Origin of the sequence: Solibacillus sp. FSL W7-1324, assembly GCF_038008025.1 — a bacterium.
In the GTDB taxonomy this organism is placed as follows: Bacteria; Bacillota; Bacilli; order Bacillales_A; family Planococcaceae; genus Solibacillus.
In genome coordinates this window covers 12,479-32,016 of record NZ_JBBOYH010000002.1, presented here as the reverse complement: position 1 = coordinate 32,016, position 19,538 = coordinate 12,479, and the positions used below count along the sequence as shown (strand labels likewise).

At 33.1% G+C, this 19,538-nt stretch carries 17 protein-coding genes and 1 pseudogene; 6 read left to right on the top strand and 12 right to left on the bottom strand.

The window, feature by feature from the left end:
* Window positions 1–65: 65 nt before the first annotated feature.
* The gene (locus MKY71_RS18680) at window positions 66–1,586 is read right to left on the bottom strand and encodes a multicopper oxidase family protein (protein ID WP_065217292.1); all 1,521 of its coding nucleotides are present in this window, start codon (window positions 1,584–1,586) and stop codon (window positions 66–68) included.
* 353 nt (window positions 1,587–1,939) lie between these two features.
* On the opposite strand from MKY71_RS18680, the gene MKY71_RS18675 reads away from it, so the two are divergent.
* The 3 genes and pseudogenes from MKY71_RS18675 (at window position 1,940) to MKY71_RS18665 (ending at window position 3,699) form a co-directional block, all read left to right on the top strand.
* On the top strand, window positions 1,940–2,089 hold the full coding sequence (locus MKY71_RS18675) for a DUF378 domain-containing protein (RefSeq protein ID WP_413079119.1): 150 nt from the start codon (window positions 1,940–1,942) through the stop codon (window positions 2,087–2,089).
* A gap of 277 nt (window positions 2,090–2,366) precedes the next feature.
* A pseudogene (locus MKY71_RS19980) lies at window positions 2,367–2,444 on the top strand (four-helix bundle copper-binding protein); the annotation flags it as partial.
* Between the two features lie 232 nt (window positions 2,445–2,676).
* Complete coding sequence (locus MKY71_RS18665; protein ID WP_065217291.1) at window positions 2,677–3,699, top strand: MBL fold metallo-hydrolase; 1,023 nt, start codon at window positions 2,677–2,679, stop codon at window positions 3,697–3,699.
* 220 nt (window positions 3,700–3,919) lie between these two features.
* Here MKY71_RS18665 and MKY71_RS18660 read toward each other — a convergent pair whose 3' ends face one another.
* From MKY71_RS18660 to MKY71_RS18645, 4 genes are all read right to left on the bottom strand, one after another.
* Window positions 3,920–4,465, bottom strand: a complete 546-nt coding sequence (locus tag MKY71_RS18660; RefSeq protein ID WP_413079184.1) for a YdhK family protein — start codon at window positions 4,463–4,465, stop codon at window positions 3,920–3,922.
* A 183-nt stretch (window positions 4,466–4,648) separates the two neighbouring features.
* Complete coding sequence (locus tag MKY71_RS18655) at window positions 4,649–4,960, bottom strand: hypothetical protein (RefSeq protein ID WP_139377699.1); 312 nt, start codon at window positions 4,958–4,960, stop codon at window positions 4,649–4,651.
* A 196-nt stretch (window positions 4,961–5,156) separates the two neighbouring features.
* Window positions 5,157–7,340, bottom strand: coding sequence for a copper-translocating P-type ATPase (locus MKY71_RS18650; RefSeq protein WP_139377698.1), 2,184 nt, complete (start codon window positions 7,338–7,340; stop codon window positions 5,157–5,159).
* Between the two features lie 169 nt (window positions 7,341–7,509).
* Complete coding sequence (locus MKY71_RS18645) at window positions 7,510–8,427, bottom strand: plastocyanin/azurin family copper-binding protein (RefSeq protein ID WP_082990890.1); 918 nt, start codon at window positions 8,425–8,427, stop codon at window positions 7,510–7,512.
* 256 nt (window positions 8,428–8,683) lie between these two features.
* Between MKY71_RS18645 and MKY71_RS18640 the strand changes: the two genes are divergently transcribed.
* Window positions 8,684–9,598 (top strand): C40 family peptidase, encoded by a 915-nt coding sequence (locus MKY71_RS18640; protein ID WP_065217288.1) that lies wholly within the window; start codon window positions 8,684–8,686, stop codon window positions 9,596–9,598.
* Window positions 9,599–9,697: 99 nt separating this feature from the next.
* Here the strand turns inward: MKY71_RS18640 and MKY71_RS18635 are convergent, their stop codons facing one another.
* The 7 genes from MKY71_RS18635 to MKY71_RS18605 form a co-directional block, all read right to left on the bottom strand.
* Window positions 9,698–10,432 (bottom strand): urease accessory protein UreH domain-containing protein, encoded by a 735-nt coding sequence (locus MKY71_RS18635; RefSeq protein ID WP_065217287.1) that lies wholly within the window; start codon window positions 10,430–10,432, stop codon window positions 9,698–9,700.
* 20 nt (window positions 10,433–10,452) lie between these two features.
* The gene (locus tag MKY71_RS18630) at window positions 10,453–11,376 is read right to left on the bottom strand and encodes a F510_1955 family glycosylhydrolase (protein ID WP_065217286.1); all 924 of its coding nucleotides are present in this window, start codon (window positions 11,374–11,376) and stop codon (window positions 10,453–10,455) included.
* Between the two features lie 66 nt (window positions 11,377–11,442).
* Window positions 11,443–11,979 (bottom strand): CueP family metal-binding protein, encoded by a 537-nt coding sequence (locus MKY71_RS18625; protein ID WP_065217285.1) that lies wholly within the window; start codon window positions 11,977–11,979, stop codon window positions 11,443–11,445.
* A 33-nt stretch (window positions 11,980–12,012) separates the two neighbouring features.
* Entirely contained in the window at window positions 12,013–12,693 is a 681-nt protein-coding gene (locus MKY71_RS18620; protein ID WP_065217284.1) for a response regulator transcription factor, read from the bottom strand.
* Window positions 12,694–12,708: 15 nt separating this feature from the next.
* Complete coding sequence (locus MKY71_RS18615; protein ID WP_065217283.1) at window positions 12,709–14,070, bottom strand: sensor histidine kinase; 1,362 nt, start codon at window positions 14,068–14,070, stop codon at window positions 12,709–12,711.
* Window positions 14,071–14,139: 69 nt separating this feature from the next.
* On the bottom strand, window positions 14,140–14,850 hold the full coding sequence (locus MKY71_RS18610; protein ID WP_065217282.1) for a cytochrome c biogenesis CcdA family protein: 711 nt from the start codon (window positions 14,848–14,850) through the stop codon (window positions 14,140–14,142).
* A 203-nt stretch (window positions 14,851–15,053) separates the two neighbouring features.
* The gene (locus MKY71_RS18605; protein WP_065217281.1) at window positions 15,054–15,671 is read right to left on the bottom strand and encodes a YdhK family protein; all 618 of its coding nucleotides are present in this window, start codon (window positions 15,669–15,671) and stop codon (window positions 15,054–15,056) included.
* A 220-nt stretch (window positions 15,672–15,891) separates the two neighbouring features.
* On the opposite strand from MKY71_RS18605, the gene MKY71_RS18600 reads away from it, so the two are divergent.
* Together MKY71_RS18600 and spoIIP are read left to right on the top strand one after the other, a co-directional pair.
* On the top strand, window positions 15,892–17,817 hold the full coding sequence (locus tag MKY71_RS18600) for a penicillin-binding transpeptidase domain-containing protein (protein WP_340733679.1): 1,926 nt from the start codon (window positions 15,892–15,894) through the stop codon (window positions 17,815–17,817).
* 677 nt (window positions 17,818–18,494) lie between these two features.
* Window positions 18,495–19,364: a stage II sporulation protein P gene (spoIIP, locus tag MKY71_RS18595; RefSeq protein WP_079524082.1), complete on the top strand. Its 870-nt coding sequence runs from the start codon at window positions 18,495–18,497 to the stop codon at window positions 19,362–19,364.
* The last annotated feature ends 174 nt before the right edge of the window (window positions 19,365–19,538 follow it).

Genomic DNA, 19,538 nt, shown 5'->3' with positions numbered 1-19,538 from the left:
TCCCAACTATTACTTGAAGGTGTTTTTTATATAAATTATCTCTTATCAAGTCGAGAAAGTAAATGTTAGATTATTTCCACTTGTCCCATCATTCCGTTTTCCTCATGTTCAAGAACATGGCAGTGGAACATATATATACCTTTATTATTGAATTTCACAGCTAATTTAACTGTTTGACCAGCTTCAATGGAAATTGTGTCCTTCCATCCCTGCAAGTTTACAGGTGGCTCATTCCCATCTATTGAAACAACTTTAAATTGAGTACCATGAATATGAAACGGATGAATCATGCCACCCATTGCATCTGGTTTATTGTAGATTTCCCAAATTTCTGTTTCACCTTGCTTCTGCGTGAAATCAATTCTGTTCATATCAAATTGCTTATCATTAATATATACCATTTTCCCCATACCAAAAAGTTCAAGTTTTTTCGTAACGGATAAACTTCGCTCTTCATCCGTCACTGCAAAGTCATTTAAACTAGTTGAAATTTCTATCGGATTTGTTTTTTGCTCATCAATAAAAAATGGTAATAAAATTGTATCGTCTTCATTCAAAAGTGCTATATCACTTTCAGAATCAAGTTTTGAAAAGTCCACAATAATTTCTGCACGTTCACCAGGTGCTAATGTAATTTCACTCAATTCAATTGGGCTATTTAAGAAGCCACCATCACTTGCTATTTGTTGGAATTTATCACCCGTATTTAATTTGAATGTATAGTTTCGTGCATTTGCTCCGTTTAATAAACGAAGTCTCACTTTTTCTTTTCCTATTGTCAGCTTTGGGTTTATCGTACCATTCACTAATAAAGTATCTCCGATAGTGCCATCATCATTGCGTACTGCTTGGTAATCAAACTGTTTTTCATCAGTGAACTCTCTATCTTGAAATACTAATGGAAAATCGTTTACCCCATATTCTTTTGGTAAGGTTAGATTTTCAGAATTATCATCTTCAATATAAATTAATCCTGCTAGACCTTTATATACTTGTTCAGCAGTAGAACCTTCCGGATGTGGGTGGAACCAAAGTGTTGAAGCCCCCTGACTAACCGTAAACTTCACGTCTTCCACTGCGCCTGGTTCCAAGAGCTGATGTGGACCACCATCACCTTCACCTGGTATATCTACCCCATGCCAATGAAATGTGGTAGGTTCGGCTAATTCATTTTTTGTTCTAAGAATAACTGTTTCTCCTTCATTTACTCGAATAACCGGACCTAAAAATGAACCATTATATCCAAATGTTTTCGTTTGAATTCCTTTAAAAATTTCTGTTGTTCCTTGTTTAGCATTAATATTAACAATTCCATCTTTTGGTTCAATTAATTGTGGAAGAACTAACTCATTTTCCCCCGTTGAGTTATTAAGTGCAACAATGTTTGTATGACTTGCATGACCGTTTTCCATATCCATTTCTTCCATTTCCTCATCGGTCATGTCTGAATGGTCCATTCCCTCCATGCTCGTCATGTTTGAGTGATCCATTGTCCCAGGCTCATCAGATTCAGAACTTCCTGCACTACATCCCGCAATAATAACACTACTAACTAGCAATGTAGTAATTAATAAATTAAACTTCATGAGAATTCCCTCCTTATGTATCATTACAATTACTGTAACAAATAAATATGAAGAAATTATGGAGTTTAACGGAATCATTATTACAAGATGCTAATGAGTACTGAAAAAAAACGCATACTTTTTGAACATGTATATGATTGTAATTCCCAAAAGTAAACTTCTCTATTAAAGGCCGCGTTTTTTGGAGCAACACACGTAATTGGGTTCCATATCCTTGTTAATGTATAAAATAAACAATCTAACACATTATAACACCTGAATTACAAAATTTATGGGAAGGAAAAATAAAATGAGAACATTAACATGGTGGTTAGTTACTGCAGCTGCTTTAAGGTTGGGAATAATAGGTTTTTTTGGGGTTTGACTTAATTGGTTCTATATTTGGTTCTCCGTCTGTTGAAATGTCCGCATTAGATAGAGTAGTTTGCGCTATAATTGGTATAGTAGGGATATATGCAATTTACCTATTGATATTTAAGGCAACAAATAAGGACTTAGTCTAAAGTAAAAAATTAAAGGTTTTTATGACCCCCTACCCCCCGGTTAGATACTAATTTTTACGGGGGTTTTTATAGCAAAATTATTAGTTTAAAAATAAAATCGAAAAGGTGGAAAAATTTAGTCTCTTTTGTGTAATGTTTAATAATAATCGCACTTGCAGGTGTACTTAATTTATTATAAATTACCTTAAATTTAATAGTAACGTTTGCAATCGAAAAAATTTGTTAATAATAGGTTTGTGAAGCATGTGCTGCTGAATGTGAAAAGTTTCAGGCTACACATTGCCAAGAATGTGCAACAATTTGTCGTGAATGTGCTGAAATGTGTAGACAAATGGCTAGAGGGGTTTTTCATTAGAAGGAATTTATGGTTGTTGTCTACTCTCATCCTTCTTAGAATCATAAATCAATGTACTAAAAGAAACGAGAATTTTTAGTTTGATATAGCACTAAAAAAGAGGAAGTACACTTAACGGTGTCTTTTCCTCTTTTTTGCAAAGCTTATTCAGATTACTGTGTACTCAGAGTACAGTGAAGATATATACGAAATAATTAATCATGTAGGGCACATAAAGAAAGGAGGGAAAATAATGAACATCAAAATAAAAGCAATTTTTTTAAAACTAATGATGATCGTTTCTATGATTACGGTTATGCTTATTGCTATTTTAATCAGTGTGTTCTTAAAGGACAAAAATAAGCTAGGGGATTACGATAAATATTTTGTGTCGCAATATGATAAAATTCTATCAGATGAAGCTGTTAAAGTTACATCGTTCGGAACCACTACGCTCTTACTTGACGATGGAGAAACACAAATCTTACTAGATGCTTTCCTTACACGCCAATCTTTACCTAGAGTTTTAATATCTAAAATCGAAACAGATGAAACATTGGTTGATGATATTCTAGAAAAGGAAAAGATAAATCGTTTGAAGGCTATATTTGTTTCACATTCACATTATGACCATGCTCTTGATGTTGCACACATTGCTAATCGAACGAATGCCAACATCTATGGTTCTGAGTCTACTCTCAATATTGGTAGAGGTGGTAACGTACCAGAAGAAAACCTAATATTGTTTGATATAAATGAACCGACCGAAATTGGAAAATTCATAGTTACTGTATTACCTTCGATCCACTCTGAACCAACAGTATTTAATAATGATACGGGAGTGGTCATAGAAAAGCCACTTAAACAACCAGCCAGAATGCGTGATTTTAAAGAAGGGGGCTCTTTCGACTTTTTAGTTCAACATGGCGATAATAAAATGTTAGTAAGACCAAGTTTTAACTATATTGAAGGTGCACTTGATAACATAAGTGCAGATGTCTTGGTTTTAGGAATTAATAGATTAGGAATGGCAGATTTACTAAAACAGGATAAATTCTATGAGGAAACTGTAAAAAATGTTAATCCTAACCTAATAATCCCTGTACACTGGGATGACTTCTTTTCGCCTCTCGAAAAGCCCTTAAAAGCTCCAATTATATTCATAGATAATCTACCTGCCGGTTTAGATTATATGATTAAGAGGACAACAGAAGACCAAATAACCTTTAAGATGTTAGATGCTGGTCAATCAACAATACTTTTTCAAGAACATTAAGAAAATAAATGTATCGGTTTATCCAGGAATATTATAATGGTTGTGAAATAATTCAATTAACGGAGTTGATACTTATGTTCCAGATTAGCTGCATTGCATAAAGGGGGATTGATCACTAAGGTAGGAAAGGCGAAATACAACAGACCAGACCTCTTGTAATAAAATCAAAAAGATACCCATAGCGAAAGTGACTATTGGGTACCTTAATATTTCAAATATATTATTTTACAACTAATTCGCTTTCAGTTAACCATTTATGATTGGTTACTTTTTCACCTGTGGTCGAGATGTAATCTACCATATAAACCGTTGTTTCCTTCACAGAATCAATTGTTGCAGTTGAACCTTTCATTCCTTCCATGTGATCTGCATTAATCTTGACTTCTGTCCCGATTTCTAACGGCTCCTCACCAATACCTTCCAATTCCTCTTGGATAATCCACTTATGATTTATTACAGGCTCTCCACCATTTGTAGGAATATATGACACTGTATATACAGTTGTATCGTATGCAGCTATAATTGTAGCTTCAGCACCTTTCATTCCTCCCATATGATCAGCCTGTATAATGGCTGTGTTTCCAACAGGATATTTGGGATTTTCAGCTTTTTTTAAACCTTCAGGAACTTCCCCAGTTCCAGGCTGATTCATATTATGCCCTGTCATTTCGTTACTTTGAACTTCATCTTGAGACGATTTGTCGTTATCATTCCCTGTACATGCTGTAAGAGTTAGAATTGCTGTAATTGAAAATATTCCGATCATTAGCTTATTTGCCACATGAATTCCTCCTATCATATAGCACTAGTTTTTGTAGGCTACCTTTAAATATACATAAAATTTTACAAAGAAAGCCACTTCGTACATAGAACAAGAACAACTATTCATCCTTCCAGAAAAAAACTCAATTTCAATTCCGGTTTACATACTCCATAATTCTAAACAAATTTATAGTAAGAATATTGATGAAAGATACATCATAGTTATTGTTAAACCTATTAACAATGCTAAAATACCAAATCCCTTTAGGTCTTCATTTCTTTCCTTTTTTTTATATTCTTTATAAGTTAACTCCCCCTTAACAAACCTTAAACCATTCTGGTTTGTACTTACAGAATAGAATTTACCGTCAATATCTTCTAAAACTGCTTTTGTAATCAATTTACTTCCATCACTAAAGCTTTCAAGGTTTTGAGGTTCAATAATACAATCATCAGAAAGCTCTAATCTTACCATCCTGTACCTTGATTGGGTTTTCATTACTTCACATATTCTATATGCCTGTAGTTCAATAAAATTACTAGAAATACACATTTAACTCAACTCACTTCTAATTTAGATTTAATTGCAGTTAATTTATTATATTCATTTTCCTTTAAATTTCTCCATTAATACAGGGTTTAAAATTTTTCAAAAAAAGCCTAAGAATTCTTAGGCTTTTTTATAATATCTATATTTAGTTACTATTAATCTGTAAAAGCTGAGCATTGATTGCACAAATAATCGTACTTAACGACATAACCGCTGCACCTATTGCCGGTGTTATAACAATACCAAAGCTATAGAGAACACCAGCAGCGAGAGGAATTGCAATAATGTTGTAACCAGCTGCCCAACCAAGGTTTTGAACCATTTTTCGGTGACTAGCTTTTGAAAGTTTTAATGTGCTTAGGATGTCTACTGGATTACTATTTACTAAGACAACATCCGCCGTTTCAATGGCAACGTCTGTTCCAGCTCCTATTGCTATCCCTAAATCTGCTTCAGCTAACGCTGGTGCATCATTCACTCCATCACCAACCATCGCTACCTTTTTACCACCTTCTTTTAACGCTTTTACATTGTTAGATTTTTCATGTGGTAGTACCTCAGCGATAACTTGTGTCATTCCAAGCTTTTCACCTACATAGTTTGCCACCCGCTCGTTATCGCCTGTCATCATAACTGTTTCAATTCCTAAATCCTTTAATTCTTTTATCACCTTAAAAGATGATTCGCGAATAATATCAGCTAATGCAATCATGCCTTGAACCATATTATCTTTTAATACAAAAACAACTGTTTTTCCTTCTTGAGCTAGCTTATTATACGTATCTTCATCGAATGAAATCATACCTTCTCTTAATACGCCCGGACTAACTATTGCAATTTCAAAATTATTAACCTTTGCTACAAGACCTTTACCAGTTAAATTTTGATAGTTTGATACTTTATAAACTTCTAAGTTACGTTTCTTTCCTTCTTTAACAATTCCCTTTGCTATTGGATGTTCAGACTGCAATTCAACAGAATATGCGAGTTTTAATAGTTCTTCTTCACTAACCTCTTCTGTTGGATGAACATCTGTCACTCCAAAATTCCCCTCTGTTAAGGTACCTGTTTTATCGAATACAATACGATTTATTCGAAAAGCACCTTCAAATGAGGTACGATTTCGTATTAACAAGCCATTTTTTGCTGCAATAGAAGTTGATCTAGATGTAACAAGTGGCGTAGCTAAGCCAAGGGCATGTGGACAGGCAATAATTAATACCGTAACCATTCTTTCTAATGCAAAATCAAAATCTCCTGTAACCGCCCAATAGGCCAGCGTAATAAGACCCGCAATGATTGCAACATAAAATAGCCACTTTGCAGCAGTATCGGCAAAACCTTGAGCTTTTGATTTCGTTTTTTCTGCATCACTAACTAATTGGATAACCTGAGCAAGGTAAGTATCACTACCTGTTTTTGTTACATTTACTTTTAATACTCCATCGTTATTAATTGCTCCACCAATAGCATTCATTCCTGCAATTTTTTCAACAGGGACAGACTCTCCCGTTAACATTGATTCATCTACTGTTGAATGTCCTTCAAAAATTACTCCATCTAAAGGGATTTTTTCTCCTGGTTTAACTAATATATGATCACCTGGTTTTAAATCTTCTACAGAAACATCTATAATATTTCCAGAGGCGTCAATTTTATGAGCTTCTTTTGGCATTAATTTAATCAGCTCTTCTAATGCCTTCGATGCCCCTATAATTGATTTCATTTCAATCCAGTGACCTAAAAGCATAATTACTATTAAGGTTGCTAATTCGAAGTAGAAGTCACTTCCTTCAATAAAGAAAGCAGTTAAGGTGCTATAAACATAGGCAGTAACGATCGCCAATGTAATTAATAACATCATACCCGGAACTCTTCCTTTTATTTCACCCCATGCGCCAAGTAGGAATGGTTTTCCTCCGTAAAAGAAAACTACTGTAGATAATAAGAATAATAAGAAAGTATCGCCAGTGAAATCAACATGATAGCCAAATAACATTTGAATCATCATAGATAAATACGAAATTGGTATTGTTAAAACTAATGATACCCAGAAACGCTTTTTGAAATCTCCAATTGAGTGACCATGGTGTTTATCATGACCTCCTTCATGATTTCCATGATGATTCTGGTTATGATGTTCATGCTCACTATGTGAACGGTGATTCTGTTCATTTTGATTATTTTCGCTATGCTCTCCTATATGATAATCGGACTTCTCATTAACATTTTGACTACGAGGTTCATGTACTTCAGGTTTATGTTTAGATTGGTGATAATCATGATGATGTTCCTTTTGGTTATAATCATCTTTGCTTTTTGATTCCATGTTCTTACCCCTTTTCATTAATAAATCGAAAAATTATTAAGAATGGTATTACACTACTTATCATTTATAAAACTACATAACTAAATATAATATACATGTTAAATATGCAAAATTTATCAAAAATTAAATCTATTCCGCACATTTGCTGATGCAAGGGGCATTCTAACTTTTACCTAACAATTATCTTTCCGACCATCCCCAATTCTTTATGTCCTGGAACTGTACAAACAAATTCATATGAACCAGCAGTAGTTGGTATAAATCTTACACTTTGTGTTTCTTTAGAGTTTGCGTGTAAATGAATCATATTAGCTTTCGAGCTATGGTCATGATCTGATTGAACCTCATTAATATTAGGTAATATTACTTCAATATCATGTTCTATATTATCCTGATTATTTAGTATTAAATTTACTGGTTGATCCTTTTCTAAAACAATTTCTGTCTGTTTGTATTCCATATTAAAAGTTTGAACAGTAATATTTTTCGTGTCTACACTTTGATTATTCTCTGTTTTAGTCTGTGTATGGTTGTTATGTATTAATGGCTCTTTAGCTTTGACCTGTTTCTCTGCAAATGTTACCCCTCCCATAAAATAAACAGAAATAAATAACCCAATTAATAAGGGTTTAAAAATTGCCACTTTGCTTTGTAAATATTCCGTACCATTTTTTCTAGGAAGAATTACAAATAAAAAGATTGTTGAAATTGATAAGAAAAGGAAAATTCTCACTAAATACATTGACTGATTTCCATTTATCATTTCACCTAACATTGCACCCATCATACCACTCATTAATCCAGTCATTGTGCCCTCTAATACAGACAGCAAACTATAGTTCATACCAATTAGTAACCCCACAACAGAACCTATTAGACAAGCTAACACTGTCGAAAAAAATAATTCACCTTGAAATGTAGTACCAAGGAGTATCCCTACTGTTAAACCAGTGTTCATACTAAAAAACATTGTTATCATCATACATTGCATCAAATTAACTTTGTTCTTCTCATATCTAGATATCATCAAAACACATATTGTTAGCACTGCCAGTGAGACTAAAATAAATATTTGATAAAACCCCATCAATCCACCCTTTCTAACCACCCTTAATGTATACCCTTATATGGTATGCATAAATCTGTTATTTAATTAAATTTTCTTGATTTATTCTAATATGGGATTTTATTCTCCTGGATCTACAAGATTTACAATTTAAACTGTATATTTGATTTAATCTGCATAATTTTGTTACATAAATGAAAAATTTAGTGTGCAGTTTCTATGTTAATCTTACATTATTCATATTAATTAGTGTTTGTTGAGAGGAGTAAGGTAATAGGTGAAGAAGAAATGGTTACTACCAATATTTGCATCCTTTATGATTTTTACAGGTGTAGGTGCAAATAATACAGAAGCAGCAGCAGTATCTGATTTAACAACTACTGCAAAGAATTATCTTGGAGCCCCATATAAACTGGGTGGGACAAATATTAAAACAGGTGTTGATTGTTCGGCATATACACAATTAGTATTTTCAAACTTGAGTATTTCCTTAAATCGAACTTCAAAAGCACAATATCAACAAGGAACATCAGTTTCAAAAAGCGAATTGGTAGCTGGCGATCTTGTATTTTTTAATACTTCTGGTTCAGGTGTTTCTCATGTTGGAATATACATAGGAAGTGGCAATTTTATATCAGCAACACCGAGTTCGGGTGTTAAGATTGATAAAATAAATGACCCTTATTATTGGGGATCTCGTTACATAGGAGCCAAACGTGTTGCAGATTTCACAACCGAAGAAAAAAGTGAAGTTAAAGGTTCTGAAATTGATTTTAGTGTTTATGCATCTCGTGGTGAAGTAGCTCTACAACTTGCACAAGCATTAGGATTAAATATTTCTGATAAAAGTTCATCATTCACAGATGTAAAATCATCTTCTGAATATGCAGGTGCTGTAACTGCGTTAAACAAACTAGATATATTTAGTGGAGATACAAACGGTAAATTTAATCCAAATTCACCTATTACACGTGGTCAGCTTTCAAAAGTATTAGTTAAAGCTTTCGATTTAAAACAACAAGGGAATGCAGAAGTATTCTCAGATGTTCCCGCATCTCACTGGGCTAAAGATTATATTTCTGTCTTATCATCTAATAAAATTACGAATGGTAAGGGTGACGGTACTTTTGGCTTAAACGATAAAGTTACCTTAAAACATTTAGATGCCTTTTTGAATCGGTTAACTAAATAAGTTAGCGAATAGAATAAAATAAATAAAAAACATTAATATTTCTATAAAAAAGGCTTGGTATATGTACCAAGCCTTTTTCTAATTACATAATAATCTATTTTATATTCCCCAATAAGTGATGGTGTCAAGGATGCCAATGAAAATTAGCACAATTCCAGTAATCCTTTGTATGACTCTTCCTGCCCTCATACTTTTTTTCATGATTAATCCCTTTACATCAAAATACCATATTAGCCCTAAAATCATGATAAGAGGAATCGATGTTGCGACTCCAAATATTGTAGGGAGCACTAATCCATAAGATGTAGATGCTACTGTAGGCATTAGCCAAACGAAAAAGAGCACAAACATTGTAGGACAAAATGAAATTGCAAAACTTGCTCCCAAAAGAAATGAGCCTATCTTTCCTTCTTTTAGACTTCCTGGTATACGAAGATTAAAATGTTCTAAAAGACGAAAATTTAAAAATTCAAACAGTACAAGGCCAGTAATAATTAATAAAGGACCAATTATTTTTCTGAACAATGGGAAGTATTCTGTCATTTTTGTTTCAAATGACTGACCGAAAAACCAAGCGAGTAATCCGATCGCGCTATAAATTATTACTTTTCCCATAATGAAAGATATAATTACACCCCAATTGTTGCTCTTTTGAATAGTTCTATTTCCATAAAGGGTTATTGCACTAATGTTTCCTGTCAACTGACATGGTGCTACAGCGCCAATTAGCCCTAGCAGAAGAGCTATAAAAATTGGTGAATGATCATATGAATGTAAAAAAGTAGCGACGGGATTACTTATTATTTGACTTATTTGAGACAAAAAATTGTACATTTTATTGTCACCTTTTCCAGTTATTTATTGGAAGTTAATTTACCATTGAAGGCTAATTCCCCCCAGTTTAGTCCCTTATCTTTAGATTTATAAATGTTTAATTTATCTGTAATTATAACAATCTCATTTTCATTATTTGGATTCGAAGCAATAAAGATGATAGGGTCTGTCATAATTTCTTCAGGTAATTCTATATTCTTTTCTAAACCCTTTTCTAAAGAAAAAGACTTTAGATATACTTTGCTAACATCAAAATAAGTATAATATCCACCAGTCTCGGTTAATGCTATGTACGTAACCATCTGAGTTGAATTTAATATTGAAAAGTTTTGTCCAAAATCCTTTGAAATATATATCCCCTCTTTACTACCTACTAAAAGTAATTCTTCTTTTGATGGATGTGCAGCTATATTTGATATATTAGTTATATTAAGCCCACTCATTGTTGCTTCAATCCAAGTTTTCCCCTCATCTAGAGAATAATTTAATCCACCCTTTAATTTTTTATTGGGTGTCTCATTGAAAACATAGACCACATTCGAATCATATCCAGCTGTTAAGTAATGAAAATCAATTTCTCCATAAAAGGCTAATTGGTCCAAAGTTGCACCCCTGTCTGTGCTTTTAATAAGTCCTAAAGGATTTTCAAGTTTTGACCCTTGCTCGGGATGTCCACTTGCATAAAATCCCTCTCGTACAGCAGAAAAACCCATATAATCATGTTTTTCACTATTAGCTTCTTTCCAACCATCCTTTCCGTACTGGTATAAACCGTAATGAGTGGCAACGACAAACTCATCTCCTCCATTTGTATATCCTACACCATGGACATGATCAATTTGACTATTTTCCATCTTCACAAAAGAGTATTCATTTTTTGAACTACAAGCTGTTAAAATTACAAGTGCTAATGGTATACCAAATATTATTTTTAAAATCCCCACAAGTATCCCCCTTATTATATACACTTTCGTATCTAACCTGCTGTATTTAATAGAATAATTTGATCCCTAACTCAATTTCATTGTTGTAATACAAGTACCATCATTTTCAAATGTAGAAAACTCAGATTCCACCGTTTTTCCTTGATGCTCAATTTTTATTAGGTACGATTGTTCACTTGGCAACCATAAATCAATAAATCCATTCGCTTCTGTTTTTAAGGTGTCATCTACTAGGACATTACCTTCGGTATCCTTAATATATACCTTGAACTGTTCACTTACCATTTCACCTTGGCATCCCGTTAAACTGTGGTTTTCGCAAGGATGTGTTTCATTTATGTAAGGGGCAATTGAAACAAAAAACTCATTTTTTGGAAGTTCATAAACTCGCTCAATTCCATCATTGTCTGTTACTAATAGTTGTTTAGATGTTATAGAAGCGGACTCAGCTGTAACATTTCGGGCACTATAGTCTTGAACTAATTCCTTAATTTCACTACTTTCAGTTTTTATAGAACTGTTTTCCTCACTCTTACTTTCTTCACTACATGCTGTCATTAGAACAACTGCAAAAATAGTACTAATAAGCATTTTTAATTTCATTTTTACTTTACACCTCTTGGTTTTTATTTAAATTTAGTTCCATTTATAACCGATTCCCCAGACAGTCTTTAGAAATTCACTAGTAGGAAAACCTGCTTTCTTCAACTTTTCTCTCAAATTGCGAATATGGGAATCAACTGTTCGAATATCCGTTTCTGTTTCATAATCCCAAGCCGCATTGAGCAATTCTTCCCGAACATAAACTTTAGAAGGTCTAGACATCAGCGCCTTCACAATGAAAAATTCTTTCGATGTAAGTTGAGCTTTCGAATTTTGATAATACAAGGAATACTTTTCCGTGTCTAAATAGAATTCGTTATATACAACTTTTTCAACATTACTCTCATCTATTTCCGAAACTCTTCTTAAAATCGCATTAACTCTAGCAATTAATTCTCTTTCATCAAATGGCTTTGTAAGATAATCGTCTGCGCCGATATCTAATCCCTTTACTAAGTTCATTTTATCGGATCTAGCGGTAAGCATAATTATAGGCACTTGTGAAAATTCACGTATCTTTTTACAAACTTCCCAGCCATCCATTTCAGGCATCATTACATCTAATATAACCAAATTTACTTTTTCATTTCTAAGTGTTGCTAAAGCACTTTTTCCAGTTTTTTCTTTTAGACATTTAAACCCTTGTGGAACTAGAAACAATTCAACTAAATCTAACATTCTTTGTTCATCGTCAACTAAAAGAACGGTTTGCATCTATTTTTTCTCCTTTTATATCGTTATTTTAAACGTACTACCCTTCTCTATTTTGCTTTTGACCTCAATGGTTCCTCCATGTGCATCTACTAATTCTTTCACAACAGCAAGGCCGATTCCTGAGCCTCCGTATGCACGTGATCTTGATTTTTCAACTCGATATAATTTTTCAAATATAAATTCTATCTCGTTTGATGGAATACCAATACCAGTATCAATGACAGAGATAACGGTTTTCCCATCCTTTGCATGTGCTTCTAAACAGACCTCTGAATTTTCGTTTGAGTAATTTAAAGCATTATCTAATAAATTTAGTATTATTTGTTCTAATCTGAGAGCGTCAGCATAAATTTGTAAATTGCTTTCACAAATAAGATTTAGTTTAATTTTTTTTATTTCAAATGAAGGGGATACGAACTTATAAATATTCTCTAAAAACGGTTTAGCCAAGAAATGTTCTTTAGAAATGGTGAAAGAGTTTTCATCCATTCGTGCCAAATCCAATAAGTTTTTCATTAATTCTTTCATTCGGTTTGATTCTTCACCAATAATTTCTAAGTAATATTTACGGTCCTTATCACTCAATTCTTCTCTTTTTGCAACTTTTGAATATCCAATTAAATATGTTAGCGGTGTATTTAATTCATGCGCAATAGAAGCAAGAAACTCATTTCTCTCATTCTTTAATCTTTTTAAGTCTTTTGCTAATTTGTGAATGGAATTTGATAAATCCCCTAGTTCATCACTCCCCAAATTCGGTAAATTTACTTCAAAATCACCTTTACTTAATTTCTCAGTTGCTTCTTTCATTCTGATTAACGGTCGAGTTAGAATTTTAGATAATAACGCATATATAATAAATAAAACGATTAAACCTATAATTCCAGATATAACAAAATGCAAGTTCATATCATCAACCATTTGATTAATTGATTTTGTACTTTGAAACATTAAGACTACGCCTGATTGATTTTGATCTATTACGTACGGGTGTACGCTAACAATGTACGGAAGATTTCTCCAATCCGAAACTACTATGTAATCTTTTTCACTATTAAAATCGTCTACAAAAAGTTGGTACTCTTCTTGCAACATATAGGATTTATCGGAACTACCAATAATGCTTCCTGTCCGGTCTATTATCATTACTTTACGATTTTCATTTTTTTCCATTAAAACTATATGTTTTATCGTTGTATCTGAATAATGTTCAATAAGAACATCTCTATGATTTGCACCATTTGCCAATAATAATGAGAACTCTTCTTCTACCCTATTACTAATCATATTTTGATGAAGGTAATACATCAGAAGTGATTCCATTATTAGCACTACTATGAAAAAACAACCCGCTAATTTTGTAGAAATTCTATTCACTTTTATTTTTGCTCTCCCTACATCAAAAAAATCTTAAAACATAAATAGATTATAAGCTAAATTAACTTTCTAAAATCCTGTGAATCCACCGAAAAATGGCGTTAATAAAGCAATAATTTTTGTCATCCAATCAAAATACAATAAAATTCCCATTATTATCATAATAAAGCCACCTAACTTCATAAAAATGTCACTACGTTTTTGAAGAAATTTCATTTTCCCAATAAATAGAGACATTATTAAAAATGGTATCGAAAAACCAAGTACATAAAATAACATATACCATATGCCTCTATCTGGATCCGAAATACCTAAAGCAATAACTCCTGCCAAAATTGGTCCAGTACATGGTGTCCAACCTGCAGCAAACCCCATACCGATAATAATTGTTCCTAAATATCCCTTTGGTCGTGATTTAATTAAAAATTTTTTTTCCGATTGAAGAAAATCAAATTTGAGGAATCCGAGAATTACTAAACCAAAAATAACAATAATAATTGCGCCAATTTGTCTAAGTAAATCTTGATACTGAATGAAAAGTGTTCCAATAATAGAAGTTGAAAATCCTAACGCCATAAAGATTACAGAAAAGCCTAGTAAAAAAAATAAAGTATGTAATAATGCTTTCCGATTTAATATGCCCTTTTCTTCCTTGAGTTCGTTAAAGGAGATTCCCGTAATATAAGATAAAAATGCCGGGTAAAGAGGTAGTGAGCATGGAGAAATAAAAGATAAAAGTCCTGCTCCAAATGCAAGAAATAGATTTAATTGAGTAACCACATATTTTCACTAATCCTTTCTCAAACCGTATTTATTATTTAGTAATAGGTGATGATAGTATAAGTAATAAATATGGAGAAATTATGCAGATAATTAATTTATAATTGTTTAGTATAGATTAATAGATACGAAAAAACCTAACATAGAAATATGTTAATTTAAAATAAAAAGATGTCCACCTATTGATGGACACCTTTATGACTTTATTTAGTAGATAGTTCTTTTTCTGTTACCCATTTGTGATTTTTTACTTGTTCTCCAGTTGCTGAAGTATAATCAACCATATAAACAGTTGTTTCTTCAGCAGAATCTATTATAGCAGCTGCTCCTTGCATTCCTTCCATATGATCAGCATTAAGTGTTACTTCTGATCCCGGTTCCAAAGGTGCTTCACCAGCATCCTCTGTTTCTTCATGAATAACCCACTTATGATTTTTAACAGGTTCTCCTCCTGTAGTAGGTGTATAGGAAACAGTATATACAGTTGTATCATAAGCTCCTACAATTGTTGCTTCAGCGTTTTTCATACCAGGCATGTGATCAGCTTGAATAATTGCTGTACGTCCTACAGAAAATGTAGGATTTTGAGCTTCTTTCAAATCTTTTGGAACTTCACCTGACCCAGAGTGATTCATTGTAGCGTGATCCATGCCTGTCTCACTTTCATTATCAACTCCGACATCCTGTTCCTTTAACATTTCGTTTGTTTCTTCTTGTGTGGATTCATTTTGAGAAGTATTTTCATTCCCTTCCCCGCTACATGCAGAAAGTGCTAAGGCAGCAGAGATAGAAATAATTCCAATCATAAATTTATTAGCCATTGTAAATCCCTCCTATATTATTATGGTATTTACCCCCGGTTTCCTAAACTAAACGTGGACTGTTGGACGGATGCATACTTGCTTTGCCCATTTATGAGAACTTACTAGCAAAATCAGGGGTTATAATCCCGAACGGGTCAATACCCTCGAACATTAACAAACAATTGAATATAATTTAGTTTAAATTCATAACGTGTAAAAAAAGAGGTGTTAACTTCGAATGAAGTGGGTATCTACCAGTTCAAAAAAACGCTTAAGTTTAATAATTTCTGGATTAATCTTTTTTGGTATAGTCGTTGTTATCAGACTGTTTTATGTTCAAGTTATACAACATGATGAACTAACAGAACTTGCGAAAGAAAACTGGGATAGAGAAATTCCGTTTGCTTCGGAAAGAGGGGAAATTGTAGATCGTAATGGTGAAGTTATTGTTACAAATGAACTTGCGCCGACCCTTTATTTTATGCCTTCACAAAACGATAATATTGAAGAAGCAGCAAAACAAATTGCCTCGGTGTTAGATTTAGATACTCAAAAATTGTATGAGAAAATGAACAAACGCGTTTCTATAGTAAAACTTGCGCCAGAAGCAAAAAACATTACGTATAAGCAAGCTGTAGAAATTCAAGGTCTTAATATAGACGGGCTGTATAGTGGAGTAGATTATATAAGACAATATCCATATGGAAATTTATTATCTCGATTTATTGGATTTACTGGGTATGATACTCAAGGACTTGCGGGTATTGAATATCAATATGATAAAGTATTAACTTCTAAAGATGCAGCGATTCGACTATTTACAGATGCAAAAGGAAATCCTTTACCTCATGTTGATGACGAACGGCGTAATGGTGAACAAGGAGCAACCGTAGAACTAACCATTGATTTGGAAGTGCAAATGGTTGTTGAAAGAGAATTATCACAAGCGATGGAAAAATATGATGCTGACCAAGCTTTAGCCATTGCGTTAGATGTTAATACTGGAGAAATATTAGCACTGTCATCTTTTCCTACTTTTAATCCTGCTAATTTTGAAGACGTAGACCAATCAATTTATAACCGAAACTTACCTGTATGGATGACATATGAACCAGGTTCTACATTTAAAATTATTACACTAAGTGCAGCACTTGAAGAAAATGTTGTAGATTTAGAAAAAGATATGTTTTATGACAAGGGATATACAATGGTAGAAGGAACAAGGCTTCGTTGTTGGAAACGTGAAGGACACGGCAGTGAAACATTTTTAGAAGTTGTAGAAGATTCATGTAACCCAGGTTTCATTGAAATGGGTCAACGTGTTGGTTCTAAGAAGCTCTTACAATATATAAAAGATTTTGGCTTTGGTAAAAGTACTGGTTCGAACATTACTGGTGAATCCTCAGGGATTTTATTTTCTGAAGAAGGTTTTGGACCAGTGGAACACGCGACGACCTCGTTTGGTCAAGGGATTGCCGTTACACCAATCCAACAAGTCCAAGCCGTTGCGGCTGCAGTAAATGGTGGGAATTTATATACTCCGTACGTTGTATCAAAAGTAGTTGATTTAGAAACTGGTAATACCGTACTTGAAAATAAAACAGAATTGAAACGTACGGTGATTAGTGAAGAAACTTCTGCAAAAGTTCGCGCTGTATTAGAATCGGTTGTTGCAAATGGTTCTGGTCGAGCAGCATTTCGTGATGGTCTTCGCATTGGAGGGAAAACCGGAACCGCACAAAAAGTAATAGATGGTCGTTATAAAGACGGAGAATATATCGTATCATTTATTGGATTTGCACCTGCCGATAATCCAAAAGTGGTTGTATATGTTGCTCTCGACAATCCGAAAAGTTCCACTGTTTTTGGAAGTACAATTGCTGCGCCAATTGTTGGACAAATTATAGAAGATATCGCACCAAAGGTTGGTATTCAAGTTAACCGTGAAGGTCAACTTGAAAAACAATACCGTTGGGGAGACCCGTTGACGGAGAGAGTTCCAAATTTAATAGGATATTCTGTTGATGAAATCAAAGAATTACAGTATTCCTTTAAAATTGAAATACATGGTGAAGGAAAAATAGTAACATCACAATTACCAGAGGCAGAAAATATTATTGAAAAAGATGGTACCATTCATCTTTTTTTAGATGATGACAATTAATTTATAGTTGTTAGGTTTATTTAGGCAGACCTAATTTAGAGAGACGGGATTTAGCAAGAAATACTCATTGAAATGTGCGAACTTTATTACGTTTCTAACTTCAAAACTAATGCTATTAGTTGGTATCCTATAACAAGTATTACTATATCTATATGAATCAGATTTCTAGTTTATAGTAATGCCATCCAAACCATTATATATTTAAATTTATATAGGAAATAAATGCCAAGTGATTTGCTGCAACTTAAGCCTAAGAACAAACCCCCTAAAAAGATTGCAGACTATATGGCGACAAAAATAAAAGGTTTCGTCGGTGAGCGGTTTTAGTATTCGGATAATTCGTCTTAAATCGTTTGCTACTCAGCACTCTGGCACGATTATGAGCGAAACACTTGCATATGCAGTTATTTATCCGGTTCTAAATTTTAAATATTCGCGGCATTTTCACTTTTCAATATGCTCGTGATGGTTTCTATACAAGCCAAATATAATGCAACCAACCTTTTCTGGAGTTTTAATTGATATGCCCAAAAGAGGTGTACTTTATTTTATAGAGGCTAATTCAATCTGTTGGCAATTTAATTCATATAAATAGATCACGTAACAATCAAGCATAATTGATTGTTTTGAATAATAGTTTTACCTCATTCATATAGTGGTTTAGAGGTGAGTTAAACGTGCCAAATAAATTAATTGCTTTTTTGGGATTTATTTTACTATTATTTTTTTCGCCGTTTGTTCCAGTAATTCTTTTTAGTTCTCTTCCTCAAAATTCAGACATTATTGTAAATCAACCTGAAATTAACCAAGAAAAAAAAATAGTTGGAGAAAAATTCGATAGTAGTAATCAACTTGTCTCTTCGTCAAGTAAGACAACCATTTTGAAAACTAACGACCAAATTGAAACTAAAAAAGCATTAATTCTTTTCACCCATTCACACGAAGCTTTTATTCCTATTGTAAAAAATGTAAGTGGTCAAACAACTGTTTACCATCCACAGTCGAACATTACAGCATTTGAAGATGTAATAAAAAATTATTTTGAACTTAATTCAATCAATGTAGAAATTCTTGCAGTGGATACAATGGATAAAATGAAAAAAACAAATCGTAGTTTCTCAGAAGCATACGATGTTGTTCGTCCATACCTAGTAACTCAACTTCAAAACAGCAATTATGATATAATTATTGACCTTCATAGAGATTCCACAAAAAGAAAATTATCAACACTAAAATATAAAAATGAGAATTATGGAAAACTTTATTTTGTTGTAGGTGAAAATAATCCGAATTACATAACAAATAAAACCTTCGCCGAGGAAATTTCATCTTCTTTAAACGAATATATACCTGGAATTTCCCGTGGTGTTATCAGTAAAAAAGGGGAGCATGTAGACGGTATCTATAATCAAGATCTTGCAAAAAACATGATATTAGTTGAAATGGGGGGGATAGAAAACACGCAAGATGAAATTAATCGTACAATATCTGTCCTTTCTAAAGCCATCTCCACTGTCTTGCAAAAATCATCTTTAAAGGATTTATAACTATATTGTATGATTATCATATTTAAAAAGGTAAGGACTTGAAATGATTTGAGTGGATGACTGTGTTTTAAAACATGAAGTTTGGAGAGTATTTATTCTTTGTAAATTTCCTAAAGCAACAGGCACAAAAGAAGTAAAGGAGTGAGACCTATTAGTCACGACTAATAATTCTCA

What these genes read in the sequence shown, in the direction of transcription:
- MKY71_RS18680 (WP_065217292.1), bottom strand. Translation starts at nt 1,586, where the DNA reads ATGAAGTTTAATTTATTAATTACTACATTGCTAGTTAGTAGTGTTATT.
- MKY71_RS18665 (WP_065217291.1), top strand. Translation starts at nt 2,677, where the DNA reads ATGAACATCAAAATAAAAGCAATTTTTTTAAAACTAATGATGATCGTT.
- MKY71_RS18660 (WP_413079184.1), bottom strand. Translation starts at nt 4,465, where the DNA reads ATGATCGGAATATTTTCAATTACAGCAATTCTAACTCTTACAGCATGT.
- MKY71_RS18655 (WP_139377699.1), bottom strand. Translation starts at nt 4,960, where the DNA reads ATGAAAACCCAATCAAGGTACAGGATGGTAAGATTAGAGCTTTCTGAT.
- MKY71_RS18650 (WP_139377698.1), bottom strand. Translation starts at nt 7,340, where the DNA reads ATGGAATCAAAAAGCAAAGATGATTATAACCAAAAGGAACATCATCAT.
- MKY71_RS18645 (WP_082990890.1), bottom strand. Translation starts at nt 8,427, where the DNA reads ATGGGGTTTTATCAAATATTTATTTTAGTCTCACTGGCAGTGCTAACA.
- MKY71_RS18635 (WP_065217287.1), bottom strand. Translation starts at nt 10,432, where the DNA reads ATGTACAATTTTTTGTCTCAAATAAGTCAAATAATAAGTAATCCCGTC.
- MKY71_RS18625 (WP_065217285.1), bottom strand. Translation starts at nt 11,979, where the DNA reads ATGAAATTAAAAATGCTTATTAGTACTATTTTTGCAGTTGTTCTAATG.
- MKY71_RS18620 (WP_065217284.1), bottom strand. Translation starts at nt 12,693, where the DNA reads ATGCAAACCGTTCTTTTAGTTGACGATGAACAAAGAATGTTAGATTTA.
- MKY71_RS18605 (WP_065217281.1), bottom strand. Translation starts at nt 15,671, where the DNA reads ATGGCTAATAAATTTATGATTGGAATTATTTCTATCTCTGCTGCCTTA.
- MKY71_RS18600 (WP_340733679.1), top strand. Translation starts at nt 15,892, where the DNA reads ATGAAGTGGGTATCTACCAGTTCAAAAAAACGCTTAAGTTTAATAATT.